This is a genomic window from Mesotoga prima MesG1.Ag.4.2 (genome assembly GCF_000147715.2).
GTDB classification, from domain to species: Bacteria; Thermotogota; Thermotogae; order Petrotogales; family Kosmotogaceae; genus Mesotoga; species Mesotoga prima.
Window position 1 is genome coordinate 1,477,575 of the sequence record NC_017934.1, and the last position, 14,700, is coordinate 1,492,274.

Consider the following 14,700-nt stretch of genomic DNA (forward strand, 5'->3'; position numbering starts at 1 on the left):
GATGCTAACGATGAAAGTTACTGCCAGTTCCGAGAATTTCCAGAATCTGTCGGTTTTTTGCCGATTATTTAGATTATCGAACCCGAGACTCTTCAAAAGCGGTTTGTTTTATGGTCATTCATTTCTGGCATAAATGGTCTTACTTGTTATCTTTGAATTGAATGATCAACAAGCAGTTCTTTAGTATAATTGTCTCAAGGATTATTACAAGGAGGTCCTGCCTGTGCTTCTCGAACGAATCAAGTATATAGATTGGCCTGCTTATGATTTTCTTCTTTGTCTTATGAGGGTCAACTGTAATGAGATGATAATCGAAGCCTACAAAGAACAAGATTTCAAAGATCAGTTTGTGCCTGACCCAGAGCTCCTTGAATGGGCAAAGGAAACAAAGAAGATTCTTCCTGACGATATAAAAGAGCTTCTCGAGCGATTTTTTGACTGTGAAACGTACTTCGGCGCAGGAACCTTTTCTCTTGTCCAGGAGAGAAATCTACGAGAACCCGAGGAGTTCATCAAAGCTCTCAAGAGCACATCCGAGAAAAGCATACTAGGGCGTTTCCTAAGAACTGGATTTGGAACCGATGTCAAGTCTAGAGACTCTTCTCAATTCGAGGAATTAGTTGAAAGGCTGACGGTAGATGAAAAGGAGATGCTCCTTTTCATAACTGAGAGTACTATTTTCTCGTCTTTTCAAAAGGCAAATCTTCTTGGATTTCTTGAAAACCCGGCTGAAACAAAACAGGATCTGATATATCTCTTTGAATGGTTCCTTGAAAATGTTTTCAACAGAATGCGGGACGAAGTTAGGAGGTCGAACGAGAAGCATCTGAAGAACCTTGAGGAATACATTCGAAAGGGGGGCACATCGTATATTGAAAAATTGAACCTCTTGAGTTTCTTTGACATCCTCGAGACGGTTCAAACTATAGAATTGAGTGTATCGCCATTCCTGGGCCTAGATCAAGCCGGCCTTATGGTTATGAAAGACAGATACCTCTTTATTCTCGGATATGACAGAATAGAAGTCCCCTTCAGGGAGAAAGATGAGAAACTTCAATGTATCGACGTCTTTAGCGCTCTGGCCCACAAAGAAAGGCTTGCAATACTTAGAGAACTTAGCAGAGAGCCTCATCGACCAGTTTCCCTTGCAAAAAAATTGCGAATCTCCGCCGGCGACCTGAGCAATCATCTCGAGAAGCTTAAAAAGGGGAGGCTCCTTGAAAGTGTTTATGATGGTGAGTATGTTGAATACACAGTCAATGCAAAAGAACTCAAGAGGCTTGTTAGCGAATCGCTTGACAAGCTGCTTGAAGAGCAGAACTAAATCGATCAACGATTAACCCTATTTAAACAGAAACGGGGCTCTTCAGCCCCGTTTATATTTGAACTGTATCGCCTATCGCTCGACGAAATCTTCCAGAATCTTCACAAACAACTCCGTGTCCTCAAGAATAACACTGTGTCCGTAGTCAGGAAGCACACGGATTTCAACATCCCGAAGTATTCTCTCGAATCTCCTTGCCATCTCTTCAGTAACAATATTGTCAAGCTTTCCAACTACGACGAGGTGCGGAACCTCAATCTCACTGAGCGCTTCAGTGAAATCGTACTTTTCAAGCGCTCTAGCGTTCTCTACAAAACATCTTCCATCCATCAACAGAGCTTCGTCGACAAGCTGCTCAAGAAACTCGTCTACTTCACGGGTCGGCATTACACCAATCAGAGCCTTTTTAAGAAGCTCTCTATTCCCTCTGTACATCTCTAGATATGGGTAAACCTCTTCTGGAGTCTTTAGACCATCGGGAGGGGCAGGATCCACCAAAATGACTCGATCGATCAGATCAGGCCTCTTAATGACTGCACTCTGAGCAACAGCTCCCCCAAGAGAATGGCCAACAAGAACCACACCATCTAATTCCATCTCAAGTATGAAATTAATCACGTAGTTGGCGTAATTATCGATACTCACCTCTTCAAGTCTGTCAGATCTCCCGAAATTCGGCAGGTCGATTGCATAACCTTTTAATCCACTGGGGAGAATCTTGAGAGCAGGTTCAAACCATTTGCTCGACGCGAAATTACCATGGACGAATACCACGGGAATCCCATCGTCGCCCACTGTTTCAAGATAGAAGATCTTTTTGTCAACTATCCTTACGTACTGTTCGGCTATTGACCTTTCCATTACCAGATCCCTCCTGTCAGACTTGTGTGTTCTGTGTTCCTCACTTCTCATATTAACATTCAAAGCACAGTTCGAGGAAACCTCTTTGGTTTCATAGGCGAAAAGTCTCTCAGTCCGAAAGAAATTTGCTCCAAGTGCGCATATTCCAAAGAAGACTATGAGCAACTTTTCAAGTATACACACTCACCTCTCAAATAATCTCCTTTTTACAAACCCAGGTATGAGCGCTTTACGTGTTCGTTGTGCATCAGGTCATCAGCAGTGCTTTCAATTGCAAGGGTCCCATTTTCTATTACGTACCCCCTATCAATGACTTTTAGGCCCTGTCGAACGTTTTGCTCGGAAAGGATCATGGAAACTCCCTCGGATTTGATCATTGAGAGTTTCTCAAAGAGCTCTGTAACCAAAGTGGGCTGAAGTCCAACTGATGGCTCATCTAGAATTAGAAGCCGTGGGACTGCCATAAGAGATCGTCCAACTGCAAGCATTCTCTGTTGCCCACCGCTCATTGTTCCAGCCAATTGATAAGCCCGCTCTTTGAGTACTGGGAAAATTCCGAACACGAATTCCAGCCTCTCATTTACTTTGTCTCTAGCTTCCTTTATGTAGGATGCACCGATCTTGAGATTCTCTAAAACAGTCATAATTGGGAACAGCTCACCATCCTGAGGCACTACTGAAATCCCTTTTCTTACGATGGAGTGTGTTTCATAAGGAAGCAGTGATTCGCCTTCGAAGAGAATCTCGCCCGACCTTGGCTTTACGAGACCAATGATCGAGTTGATCAGAGTTGTCTTTCCCGCACCGTTAGGACCGAAAAGCCCGACAGCTTCCGCTCCGACATTGAAGGAGAAGTCCGTAATTACCTGAATCCTCCCGTATGAGACAAATAGATTCTTGACTTCGAGCATCAGGCATCCTCCCCCAAATAAGCAGTTATAACGTTGTGCTGTTGCGATACTTCACTGTAAGGTCCCTCTGCAAGGATAGTACCCCTATCAAGTACTATGACTCGCTCCGTTATTTCTCTAATTACGCTCATGACGTGCTCTATTATGCATATCGTCACGCCTGTTCCTCTAATCTTTCTTACGGTATCTATCATTTCTCTGGTTTCGTCCATGTTTAATCCCGACATAACCTCGTCAAGAAAGAGGATCTTCGGTTTTGTGGCCATCGCTCTTGCGATCTCTATCTTCTTGATATCAAGAACAGTTATCTTATCAAGAGTTTGATCGGGCTCTTCAAGTCCTATTGTTTCACAAAGCCTAAGAGCGCTCTTTTTGCTCTCCTTAAGCTTTTCGCCGTTTCCAAAAAGTCCTCCGACCATTATGTTTTCAACAACTGTGAGGTTCTTTAACGGTCGAGCAATCTGAAAAGTCCTTGCGATCCCAAGGTTGCATCTTTTGTGTGCTGGAAGAAAAGTGATATCGATGCCGTCGAATATAATTTTTCCCTCGCTCACCATATGGACTCCCGATATAAGATTTGTTAGAGTCGTCTTCCCTGCACCGTTTGGTCCAATCAAACCGAGAATTTCACCCTGTTGGATCTCCATAGAGACGTTATCTACGGCGACTAGTCCACCGAAACGTTTTGTGACTTTATCAAGCTTAAGTATACTCATTTTATCGTTCCTCCAGACGGCGTTTTCTGAATCCCGTAACATCTTTGATTGCGCCATACACACCGTTCGGCAAAAAGAGAACTACCACAACTATGATTACACCGTAGAAAATCAAATGTCCATAGGGCATTATTAACTTGAGATACTCAGATGAAAGACCCAGAATAATGGCGCCAAGGACTGGGCCAATAGTTGAGTATATTCCTCCCACCAACGCCATGGCTATCGGTAGAAGAAGATAATGAGCTGAAAAACTGCTCTCTGGATAAACAAATCCATACTGAAGTGCGTATGTTGAACCTATTACTCCTTGTATTATCGAAGTCACAACGAAAACAAATATCAGATATTTGTAGATATTTACTCCATGGGACTTAGCTACTGTTTCATCGGCTCTAATAGAATCGATCGCAAAATGAACTCTAGTTCTCTGAAACACTTCTGAAACCACAATTGTACCCACTGTAATACCCAACATGAGCCAGTAAACTTTGACTGAATCGTAGTTAAAAAGAGTTGTGTAAACTATCTTTCCACTTGGGCCTCCGGTAAGCTTATTCAGATTCCTTATGACTACCATGAATACGCTTGCGAGAGCCATTGTTGTTATTGCGAAATACAAACCACGCAATCGCAGAATTGCCATACCCAGTAAGAGAGAGACTCCTCCAGCCAAAAGACCTCCCAGGATAATCCCTACAAGTGGGTCCACACCGAAGTCAGCGACTGCAATGATTCCTGTATAACCGCCGAGCCCGAAAAAACCAGCCGTACCAAAAGACAACTGACCCGTTCTGAGCATCATATCCCAGCTGATCGACAACGTCATGAACGTCAAGATAGTTATGGCAACACTTATGAAGTAAGCCTCAGTCACAACGGGAAGAAGAGCGGCTGCGATGAGCAATATGATAATAACAAGTGACTTTGTGATCTTCATAGTGATTGCCTCCTTAGGGATCTGATCATTATGACAGCTATCAGAACTCCAAAGAATACTATGTCTGACCAGCCGGCATAACCAGGTATAGATTGCACAATAGCTTCCCCAACTCCGAGAACAATACCACTAACAAGAATTCCGGGAAGATTTCCAAGTCCAGCCATTGCAACTAGACAAAAAGATTTCATTGTAAATGCCGAACCGACAGAAGGAAAGATTGCAAATCTTGGTACCATGACTCCTGCGGCAATTCCCAGAATAGCAATCGATATCCCAAACACAAAGAGATACACGAAACCCGTGTTGATCCCAACAATTTTCGCGCCCTGTGGATTCTGACCGACGGCAAAAGTTGCCTGCCCTAGTCTTGTCTTCTTCAGAAAGAGCTGAAGTGCAATTAGCACTGCAAAAGCAAAAACAACATACAATAGCTCATAAGTGCCGAATCTTACACCTGCAATTGTTGTAGACGAAGAAGAGTACTCAACGTAGACACTTCTAGGTCTTGATGTCCAGATGAGATTCATTGCTTCCAGTACAATCATCGATATTCCAAATGTGAGAAGCAACTGGTTCAAATGACCTGACTTCATTACTCTCGTAATAGTCAACTTATAGATCACCACTCCGAGGCCAAACAATAGAAAAAAGACTGGGATAATGGACACGAGAGGATCCATTCCTAGGTTTGTGGCAAAAAGATAGACAAAATAGATGCCTAGCGAGAGGAAATCGCCGTGGGCAAGGTTCATAATTCCTACAACTCCAAGAGTTAACGAAAGAGGCAAACCGACCAAAGAATATAGGCTTCCTCTTTGGAGTCCATAAATGGCGGCGTGAGGCTTCCAAATAGCCACCACGATAATTACAGCAATCAGGAGAAAGAGATTCCTGTGCTTTCTCAAGAACGAGATGCTCTCCAAGTCAGTCACCACCCAAGCTACAGCTTATTAGATAGTAAGGTCGGGCACGAGTGCCCGACCTCACACTACTTATCTTCCTTCCCAAGAAGGAAATGGATAAATCGGTTCAGCGGTCTTGAGATTTAGCGGCCAAATAACCTGCTGTTCTCCGCCCTGCCACTGAAGTATTTTCTGACCAGTGAATCCCTGATGCTTTATTACATTGCTTGGAGACATCTTTAGGACTTCTCCTATCGGTGAAGCGTATTCTACTTCTTCTAGTGCCTTTATCAGTTCTGCCTTGTCAAGAGTTCCCGCGGCTTTGATTCCTTCCGCAAGGAAGTAGATGTTTGTATATCCCAGTGGTGCGAAATAAGTTGCCGGTTCTTCATTGTACTTTTCGATGTAAGCATTCCAGAAGTGCTCTGCAGTTGGACTTACCTTGTTTATTGTTGGTGCCCACATTCCGTAGAGTGTTACCGCTTCTGCTAGAGGAGAATCTCCGAAATGTGCCGGCCAGCCTGGAGGTGCTCCAACAAAGAACTTTGGAGCAAAACCAATTTCCTTAGCCTGCTGAAGCATCGGAAGAGCATCGGCATCGTAACCTGCCCAAACAAAAAGGTCCGGGTCATAGGCCTTAGCCTGCTGAAGCATTGCTCTGTAGTCTCCTCCACCAAGCGCCGCACTCTTGAAGGAGACTCCCATATAGTCTCCCATGACAGCTGCCCACGCACCTTCTCCCTGATTGGCCTGAGATTGAAGCACAAGATAGGATTCATGAGAGGCAGATCCAAAACCGCCTTCTTCATAGGCAAGGAAGATTTTCTCAATTTCGATGTCGGGATAAGCCTCAGCTAATTCTGTCCAACCCAGACCGTAGCTGGCACCCTGCTGGTAGTCCCATGGATGAAGATGAAAATACCAGTCGGCGTCCGGTCCAACTGCATTCTCGCATAGATATGAAGCCGCGCCGCTCCAGATAGTGATCTTCTGATACCTTTTCATTACTGGGATCTGCGCAAGATGGACTGAAGATGCCATACCTCCAACAAAGAAATCAACCTTATCTACTGTAGCAAGTTTCTCAATTGCTGCAGCTCCCTTTTCGGGCTTCAGCTCGCTATCCACTACAATTAGCTCCAGAGGTCTACCAAGTAATCCCCCTGCAGCGTTGATTTCGTCGATGGCAAGCTTCATTGCTTTTGCAGACTGGTCACCCGTGATATCTCCCAGGGGTACGACGGCACCAATCTTGATTGGAGTGGCAGCAAATGCAACAAAAGCAGTTACAGCTACCACCAATAATACTAACAGTACTCTTTTCACTTTCCCACCTCCTACGTAGGTTGTTCATAACGATTTTTGGTGCACTAGTACATCTAGACTTCATTACAGAAACGCAGTATTTACGATTTGCAAGAGATTAGACTCTCTTTACTACTACTGCGGTTCCCATTCCGCCGCCAATACACAAAGAAGCTAGACCAAACTCGAGATTTCTCTTCTCCATTTCATACAGGAGAGTAACTATTATCCTGTTTCCCGATGCGCCTATCGGGTGGCCAAGAGCAATCGCACCTCCATTGACATTAGTTCTCTCAAGAAGCCATTCCCTTGAAACCCCGTAGATCTCCATGAGACCCTTCAGTACTGACAGAGACTGAGAAGCGAATGCCTCATTAAGCTCTATCAACTCCATATCCTTTATGTTCATTGAGACCTTTTTGAGTGCCTTTTCGACCGCTGGAACGGGACCGAATCCCATATAGGCGGGGTCAACACCGGCCTGAGCGTAAGCGACTATTTCTGCTATCGGCTTCAATCCGTATTTTTTTACTGCGTCTTCGCTCGCAAGGACTGTTGCACTGGCACCGTCATTTATTCCAGAAGAATTCCCGGCGGTTACTGAACCATCTTTCTTGAAGGCCGGCCTGAGTTTGCCAAGGATTTCCATGCTGGTATCTCTTGGGTGTTCATCGGTATCGAAAACGACGTCTCCCTTTCTTCCCCTTATCACAACCGGAACGATTTCATCTTTGAACCTTCCTGTCGCAATCGCTTCCTTGGCTCTCTTCTGGCTTTGAAGTGCAAATTCGTCCTGCTCGAACCTGCTTATACCGTATTTCTCGGCCAGATTTTCAGCAGTTACTCCCATGTGGTAGTCATTGAAAACGTCCGTAAGGCCATCCCGTATCATATGATCAACTATGGTACCGCTGCCCATTCTATATCCGAACCTTGCTTTGTCTAGCATGTATGGGGCAATAGACATATTCTCCATACCGCCGGTAAGTACTAGCTCGGCTTCGCCTGTGAGAATATCTTGCGCCCCTATCATTGTGGACTTCATTCCTGAACCACAAAGCATATTTACTGAGTATCCGGGGCTCTCAATAGGAACACCTGCACCAATCGATACCTGCCTTCCCGGTCCCATACCCTGGTTTGCAGTTAGAATACAGCCCATTATCGTCTCTTGAATCTTCTTAGGATCGACCTTCGACTGCTCTATTGCGGCTTTTGAAGCAGTAACTCCAAGATCCACGGCCGGTACATCCTTTAAAGTTCCTCCAAAAGTACCGATTGCAGTCCTTTTTGCACCAACAATGAAGACCTTTTTCATCAAGAACCTCCTATATTAATCCAATGTCGCGAGCTTGTTTTCTTAGCTCTGATCTGAAGTCCGGATGAGAAATATTCAGCAAGGCCTCTACTCTCTGGAATACGTTGAGACCTTTAAGCCTAGCAATCCCAAACTCGGTTACAACATAATCAGTATCCTGTCTTGGAACGGTAACGGGTGAGCCAAGCGGAAGAAGAGGGACGATTGTAGAAACGGCGCCTTTCTTTGCTGTCGATCTAAGTGCGATGATTCCCTTTCCATTCTTAGCCATGGAGGCACCTCTATGAGTGTCTAGTTGTCCTCCGGTACCGCTATAGTGCCGAGTTCCAATTGCTTCGGAACACACCTGCCCCGTGAGATCGACAGAGATTGCCGTATTTATAGAGACCATGTTTTCGTTCTGCGAGACAACGTACGGATCGTTGACATAGCTGCCTCTGAGCAGAAGCACACCAGGGTTGTCCTCAATGAAAGAATACATTTCCTTTGTGCCGAGTGCAAAAGTCGCAATAAACTTTCCGGGCCAAAGACTCTTCTTCCTATTTGTTATCGCTCCCTTTTCGAACAAGTGAATCATCGACTCAGTAAACATTTCGGTGTGAATTCCTAGGTCGTGCTTATCTTCCATAAGTCTTGCAACGGCGTTTGGAATCCCTCCGATTCCAATCTGCAAAGTTGCTCCATCTACAACAAGCGAAGAAATATGTCCCGCGATGTTCATTTCAGTCTCCGATGGTTCAGTGTCCGGCAGTTCAGGAATGTCAAAAGTGTTTTCTATCACATAATCGACCTCACTTATGTGAACGTGAGTGTCTCCATGAGTCTTCGGCGCTTTCTCATTTACTTCCAGAATTACCATCTTCGCGTTCTCTACCATATCTCTTTCATATACCGTGGACAACGAAACGGTCATGTATCCATTTCTGTCCATCGGCGAGGCAACACCCCAGAAAATATCGGGTTTGTTTGCCACAATACGCTCAATACCTGCAACATGAAGATTGTTTGGGATGTATGTCACTGTCCTAAGGCCGCTGCTGACTGCCTTCCTGGCACCCACCGAATGGAACCAAGACTCGTTCAGAAATCTGCCTTCATATTCTTTATTAACGAAGAACGGATACTCTCCAATAGTCAAACAAGTCGCAACGGCCACATTCTCTACGTCCTCAACTCTGTGGAGGTTCTTTAGAAGACCCTGAGCTTCCATTGCCGCCATGCTTGTCACAATCTTTGTTCCAGACTTAATGTTTCTCAGACCTTCATCAATCGATATCTTCTTCTTTCTGTATTCATCATTCCAGTTCAACTAAAAGCACCTCCATAACCTTTTGCCATAAGAGAAGCCAGTTCCAGCAAATACTCGTTCCATTTTTCGTAGTCTTTCTTCAATTTGAAAAGAAGATCAAGCCCCATGAAGTGTCCAATGCCCATCAGAAAGACGCCGAGATCACGCGAGTCTATCGATCTAATCTCATCCTTCAATCTAGCCTCTTCAAGAGCTCTTATGTAAGAAGTTAAGAGCCTTTCATAGTAGAAACGTCCAGTCTCAGGTTGTACAAACTCCGACTCACGAACTATGTTATATAGCTCCTTGTGAACATCCATGAAGAGCAAAAACGCCTTAAAGGACCTAATCTCTTTGTTTAACCTGCCTTCAACACCGGAGACCGCATCTCTCATCGTTCTTCTCAGATTTCTGTTTGCCTGATAAACAAGCTCTTGAAGTAACTTCCCCTTGCTTTCAAAATGAAGATAGAACGTACCCTGTCCGTAGCCCGCCTTACTTGTGATATCATATATCGATGTACCGAAATATCCCTTCTCCCCCATTAGTTTCTCTGCCGCCAAAAGGATGACCTCTTTAGCCTTTCCCTCACCGTTCGCTCTTACTCTATCTAGAGTGAATTCCAGAGACCTTCGATCCAGCTCTTCAGACTTAACAAAACCATTGAGGGTGAAGTCGACGAGAGATCGCACTGTCGAATCTGGCACCCTTGTATCGTTGTATATGATCCAGTAAATGGCGGCAAACCTGGAGCTTCCAATAAGAAACCACAGTTCAGGCATTGAAAGTGGAGACCTATCGTTTATCACAGTTGAGAGAAGAGCGTCCTTGTAGGTTTTGTCAACGGAGTTTTCCACTTCAGGAAACCTGTACTCGGCCTCATGAAAGGCAATGAACTTTCTCCGCGATTGCCAAAGAATATCAAAGACCTTTCTGTAAAGGTTATACAGCTTCTCTTCTACAGTGTTTCCCATGACCGAAGCAGAGGCGGACTCGAACCTGGTCTTGATATCCTGGACGATTTCTTTGAATACCTGTTCCTTACCAGTGTAATGTCTATAGAATGCTCCATTTGACAGTCCGCAGGTTCTGCATATGTTCGCAACAGAGGTCATCTCGAAACCAAGGCGACTGAACAGCTCTTCAGCCGCCTCTTTAATCTGTAGTCTTGTTCTCTCGCTTCGAGAGACCTTCAAATTACGAGACCCCCGTCAACGCCAATTACCTGACCGGTCAAATAACTCGACTCATCGGAAATCAAGAAGAAGTAGACATTCGCAATTTCCTCAGGGAGTCCAATTCTTTTAAGAGGGATCTTCTCTTCAAGTGCCACCAGTATCTTCTCAGGCATTTTCTCAGTCATAGGCGTCTTTATGAAACCCGGTGCCACAGCGTTTACCCTTATCTTCGCGCCCTTTCTTGTCAACTCTTTAGCCCATGTCTTAGTCATTGCAATAACTCCTCCCTTTGAAGCGGAGTAGTTAGACTGTCCGATATTTCCGTATACGCCGACAATCGATGAAGTATTGACAATCGAACCATAACCCTGATCTATCATCACTGGAGCAACCGCCTGCGTCATGTTGAAAACACCTTTCAAATTGACGTTGATAACCAGGTCCCAATCTTCTTCGGACATTCTCTGAATCAGAGCGTCTCTAGTCACTCCAGCATTATTGATAAGCCCATCGATGCGGCCGAATTCGCTTTTGATTTCACCTATAAGTTCAGTTATTGCAGGCCTATCCGTCACGTTGAGTCTCTTCGGAATTACCTTGCCCGGAAGCTCGGAAAATTCCTTCTTCAGATTATCCAATCCTTCGACGTCCATATCGCAGGCGTAGACAATCGCTCCTTCGCGGGCAAACTTTTCGACTGCCGCTTTACCCAGTCCACTTGCGCCACCAGTTATGATGACGACTTTACCTTCCATTCTCACCTTTTCGCCTCCTAATTCTTGCCCCATTTTACTGTCGTCGCTGCCCAGACGAAGCCCAATCCGGCACCAACCATTACAACCACGTCACCATCTTTAATCTTTCCCTCCATCAAACCTAATTCTATCGAGAGAATCTGATCATTCTGCCCAAGATGGCCGTAGTAATCAAGGTAAGTACTCTGATTTTCCTTTAGCCCGAGCTCTTCAAGAACTGCAAAATGAGCCGATCTTTTGAAATGCAAAATAGCTAAATAATCGATATCGCTTTCGGAGAAGCCACTCTTTCTGAGTGACTCTCTAATCACCCAGTAGAAATTAGGCATTGTAGTCTCTCCGAGGCGTTTCTTGAACTCTGCAGTATCTCCCTGGACGGAGAAATGATAGTTCCGCGTATCTTCGGGGGTCATAGGCCACTTCTTTGTCCCGCCGACAGGGACAACACACAACTCTGAAAATGATCCGTCACCCTTAAAGGCCGAAGATAGGACGACGTTTTCATTATGGCCTTTCTTAAGAACTACAGCGGCCCCGCTGGCTCCTACATCAAGCATGAATGATGTTGATGGTTCAGAAAGATCCATAAGATCCACATTTCTATAGCCGCTCACTAGCAGAACAGTATTGACATCGTCTCTAGCGATCATGAGACTCTTTGCCACGTCAATGCCGGCCATCATAGATCCACACATGGCTTCCATATCGAAAGACCAGGCGTTTACAGCACCGATTTCGTCTGCAACCTTCAATCCGGCCAGCCAGCAAGGGTAATCTTTATGCTGAGCGCCGTTCCAGATTAACAGATCAATGTCTTTGGGATCTATCCTGGCATTCTCAAGAGCTTTCCGTGCCGCTTTTATTCCCAAATTACTTGTGGTTTCACCGGGACCTGGAACCAGTCTTCTCTTCACTCCAAATTTCAGTTCGATTACCTCTTGCGGAATGCCTGTGGAATCAGCAATTTCCTCTGGAGTCATGAAGGTCTCAGGTATGTATGTCCCGATCCCCGCTATTCCAATTATTGGAACTGAACTCACCAAGATCACCCCTTGTGGCTTGCGTGTCATGATTCATCTCTCATATATGAAAGATGAATCATCTCTCACTTTCACAATACACTAAACTGATCCGGTTGGTAAATTCAATTAAAGTAGTTTATTGATGATTATCGACGAAAGAAGATGAATAACTACCAAATCGTCCCTTTTTCTAACAATTCTTAAGTACGAACCCGATGATTGCTGTCATGAATTCTCCTGGTTTTTCGAGGAAAGCTCCGTGACCGGCATCTTTTATGACAAGAAATTCCGAATTTCTGACTCTTTCATGAATTGCTTTCATCTCTTCTATCGGTGTAATGATGTCTCGATCGGCACCAAGTAGCAGAGTCGGGCACTGAATCTTGTCAAGTTCTTCCAAAACATTGAAATCGGGATTTGAAGAAATAAGCCTTATGAACCCTTCAAACCATTCTCCGTTGAGTGTCGATTTGAACATCTTCTGTCTTTCTTTTAGCCACTGCAGATTACGATTGTAGAAGAAATCTGAATAGATGAAGGGTATTGCCAGCTTGAAGAACCGCTCTCCATCTTTAAGTTCTGCAGCTTCTTTCCACGCTTCGCCAAGTTCTGCAAGGTATGGAGAAATTCGGGCGGGAGTATTGGCGAGTACTAGAGAATTTACTCTCTCCGGTCTCTTTATTGCTAACATTTCTGCCACCTGGCCTCCATAGGAGAGACCAACTACGTTTGCGCTAGAAATCTCAAGCGCATCGATCAGGTCGGTTAGATCGTCAACGTGGATGGAGATGTGATACTGTGAATCCTTTCTTTCAGATCGGCCCTGATCTCTGAAATCCATCAGAATCAATCTGAAGTGCCTTGAAAAGTGGGGAACAAATCCTGCCCACGAGGGGACCGACATCATAATTCCGTTGAGAATAACAACAGGTGGGTTAGATTGATCTCCGTGTACTTCGTAATAGATTTGAGTTCCGTCGCTAGTTCTGAGCAGTGCCATAAATTCACCTCCATCCTTATTATTGCATCGATTTCACTGATTAGTCAAAACCAATCTTTGATGATAGACTTTAAAGTGAATGACACCCCTGGACCGATAGATCATCGAATTTGTCTCACGAAAGGATGAATGATTTGTCAAAATTTCTGGAAGATATGCTTGAGCAATCAGAAGCAGTAAGAACCATTATTTCCACATCTGACGTCGTCTTTGAGAAAGCGAAGTCTCTAAACTTTGAAAGAGTCCTGTTCACAGGCATGGGAGCTTCTCTTCATGCTTCAGAGGTTGCGGCTTCATTTCTAAGATACTCTGGCATCGACGCAGAAAGCTTCGAGATGTCGGAGATCATAACTTACTCATCCCAAGAACTGCTAAAAAGATACTCAACAATCTTTCTCATCAGTCAGTCAGGAGAAAGCGCAGAACTAATCCGATTCATCGAAGAAAACAAAGCGCTTCTGCCTTCTATGACACTTGTAACCAACAACGAAAAGAGCAGCGCGGCAAAGGCTTTCCCTGATGAAAGAGTATTTCCGCTTTTCGCGGGCAATGAGAGATCTATGGGTGCAACAAAAACCTTCGTGAATAGCATTGTCTTAACTCTGATGATTTCAGCCTTCAGAACCGCAAGAAGATTGAACTTTTCTGACCTGCCCACAAGAATGGACGAAGCTTTGTCGCATGATTTATCATGGCTTGCAGCTATGTTATCTGAGAAAAGGGAGAGGATTCTCGTTGCCAGGGGTTTTGGTATAGGTGTTGGAAAGATGGCGAGGCTAATGTTTGCTGAAGTTGCCAAGCTAAGTCTCATATTCTATTCGGGAGCCTCTTTCAGACACGGTCCCGTCGACTTGCTTGCAGACAAGCCCGTTGTAATCACCATGAATCCCAAGGGAGAGACTTACGACCTAATGCAGGAACTCCACAATGACATTTACGACAAATGCGATTTGATTACCCTAACGAATTCGAGAGAGGGGAATGTGAAATCAATATACGTTTCCGATGGCCTGGAAGAAGTCCTTGCTTTCATTCCCATGATGAATCTTCTTCAGAAAACCGCTGAAGAAATCGCCAGAAATAGGGGATTCGATCCCGGCTCAGGTGTATTTGGAACAAAGGTGACCACCAAAGAATAATCAAAATGCTTTGAAAGCAAAAACAACTTCTTTGGAAG

Annotated in this window: 14 protein-coding genes; 2 read left to right on the top strand and 12 right to left on the bottom strand. The window is 44.7% G+C overall.

Translation table 11 applies throughout. The features are described 5' to 3' along the window. Window positions 1-223 precede the first annotated feature (223 nt). A complete protein-coding gene (locus THEBA_RS07065) occupies window positions 224-1,324 on the top strand; it encodes an ArsR/SmtB family transcription factor (protein ID WP_014731030.1) in 1,101 nt (366 codons plus the stop codon). A 72-nt stretch (window positions 1,325-1,396) separates the two neighbouring features. Here the strand turns inward: THEBA_RS07065 and THEBA_RS07070 are convergent, their stop codons facing one another. From THEBA_RS07070 to THEBA_RS07125, 12 genes are all read right to left on the bottom strand, one after another. After that, window positions 1,397-2,185, bottom strand: coding sequence for an alpha/beta fold hydrolase (locus THEBA_RS07070; protein WP_148270063.1), 789 nt, complete (start codon window positions 2,183-2,185; stop codon window positions 1,397-1,399). Window positions 2,186-2,391: 206 nt separating this feature from the next. Next, the gene (locus THEBA_RS07075; protein ID WP_014731032.1) at window positions 2,392-3,096 is read right to left on the bottom strand and encodes an ABC transporter ATP-binding protein; all 705 of its coding nucleotides are present in this window, start codon (window positions 3,094-3,096) and stop codon (window positions 2,392-2,394) included. After that, window positions 3,096-3,812, bottom strand: a complete 717-nt coding sequence (locus tag THEBA_RS07080) for an ABC transporter ATP-binding protein (protein ID WP_014731033.1) — start codon at window positions 3,810-3,812, stop codon at window positions 3,096-3,098. Before THEBA_RS07080 ends, THEBA_RS07075 begins: the two co-directional genes overlap by 1 nt. Before the next feature lies 1 nt (window position 3,813). Continuing rightward, window positions 3,814-4,752 (bottom strand): branched-chain amino acid ABC transporter permease, encoded by a 939-nt coding sequence (locus THEBA_RS07085; RefSeq protein ID WP_014731034.1) that lies wholly within the window; start codon window positions 4,750-4,752, stop codon window positions 3,814-3,816. Further along, window positions 4,749-5,678 carry a branched-chain amino acid ABC transporter permease gene (locus THEBA_RS07090; RefSeq protein ID WP_014731035.1) on the bottom strand — a complete coding sequence of 310 codons (930 nt, stop codon included), beginning with the start codon at window positions 5,676-5,678 and terminating at the stop codon, window positions 4,749-4,751. Before THEBA_RS07090 ends, THEBA_RS07085 begins: the two co-directional genes overlap by 4 nt. A 69-nt stretch (window positions 5,679-5,747) precedes the next feature. Continuing rightward, window positions 5,748-6,983 (bottom strand): ABC transporter substrate-binding protein, encoded by a 1,236-nt coding sequence (locus THEBA_RS07095; RefSeq protein ID WP_014731036.1) that lies wholly within the window; start codon window positions 6,981-6,983, stop codon window positions 5,748-5,750. A 97-nt stretch (window positions 6,984-7,080) separates the two neighbouring features. After that, the gene (locus THEBA_RS07100) at window positions 7,081-8,280 is read right to left on the bottom strand and encodes an acetyl-CoA C-acetyltransferase (protein ID WP_014731037.1); all 1,200 of its coding nucleotides are present in this window, start codon (window positions 8,278-8,280) and stop codon (window positions 7,081-7,083) included. A 10-nt stretch (window positions 8,281-8,290) separates the two neighbouring features. Next, on the bottom strand, window positions 8,291-9,589 hold the full coding sequence (locus THEBA_RS07105; protein WP_014731038.1) for an acetyl-CoA hydrolase/transferase family protein: 1,299 nt from the start codon (window positions 9,587-9,589) through the stop codon (window positions 8,291-8,293). Next, window positions 9,586-10,764 (bottom strand): TetR/AcrR family transcriptional regulator, encoded by a 1,179-nt coding sequence (locus tag THEBA_RS07110; protein WP_014731039.1) that lies wholly within the window; start codon window positions 10,762-10,764, stop codon window positions 9,586-9,588. Before THEBA_RS07110 ends, THEBA_RS07105 begins: the two co-directional genes overlap by 4 nt. After that, a complete protein-coding gene (locus THEBA_RS07115; RefSeq protein ID WP_014731040.1) occupies window positions 10,761-11,507 on the bottom strand; it encodes a beta-ketoacyl-ACP reductase in 747 nt (248 codons plus the stop codon). Before THEBA_RS07115 ends, THEBA_RS07110 begins: the two co-directional genes overlap by 4 nt. Before the next feature lie 11 nt (window positions 11,508-11,518). Then, window positions 11,519-12,571, bottom strand: a complete 1,053-nt coding sequence (locus THEBA_RS07120; RefSeq protein ID WP_014731041.1) for a 3-oxoacyl-ACP synthase — start codon at window positions 12,569-12,571, stop codon at window positions 11,519-11,521. Between the two features lie 142 nt (window positions 12,572-12,713). After that, window positions 12,714-13,523 carry an alpha/beta fold hydrolase gene (locus tag THEBA_RS07125; RefSeq protein ID WP_014731042.1) on the bottom strand — a complete coding sequence of 270 codons (810 nt, stop codon included), beginning with the start codon at window positions 13,521-13,523 and terminating at the stop codon, window positions 12,714-12,716. 125 nt (window positions 13,524-13,648) lie between these two features. On the opposite strand from THEBA_RS07125, the gene THEBA_RS07130 reads away from it, so the two are divergent. After that, entirely contained in the window at window positions 13,649-14,662 is a 1,014-nt protein-coding gene (locus tag THEBA_RS07130) for an SIS domain-containing protein (protein WP_041928443.1), read from the top strand. Window positions 14,663-14,700: the final 38 nt, after the last annotated feature.

What these genes read in the sequence shown, in the direction of transcription:
- THEBA_RS07070 (WP_148270063.1), bottom strand. Translation starts at nt 2,185, where the DNA reads ATGGAAAGGTCAATAGCCGAACAGTACGTAAGGATAGTTGACAAAAAG.
- THEBA_RS07075 (WP_014731032.1), bottom strand. Translation starts at nt 3,096, where the DNA reads ATGCTCGAAGTCAAGAATCTATTTGTCTCATACGGGAGGATTCAGGTA.
- THEBA_RS07080 (WP_014731033.1), bottom strand. Translation starts at nt 3,812, where the DNA reads ATGAGTATACTTAAGCTTGATAAAGTCACAAAACGTTTCGGTGGACTA.
- THEBA_RS07085 (WP_014731034.1), bottom strand. Translation starts at nt 4,752, where the DNA reads ATGAAGATCACAAAGTCACTTGTTATTATCATATTGCTCATCGCAGCC.
- THEBA_RS07100 (WP_014731037.1), bottom strand. Translation starts at nt 8,280, where the DNA reads ATGAAAAAGGTCTTCATTGTTGGTGCAAAAAGGACTGCAATCGGTACT.
- THEBA_RS07120 (WP_014731041.1), bottom strand. Translation starts at nt 12,571, where the DNA reads ATGACACGCAAGCCACAAGGGGTGATCTTGGTGAGTTCAGTTCCAATA.
- THEBA_RS07125 (WP_014731042.1), bottom strand. Translation starts at nt 13,523, where the DNA reads ATGGCACTGCTCAGAACTAGCGACGGAACTCAAATCTATTACGAAGTA.
- THEBA_RS07130 (WP_041928443.1), top strand. Translation starts at nt 13,649, where the DNA reads ATGAATGATTTGTCAAAATTTCTGGAAGATATGCTTGAGCAATCAGAA.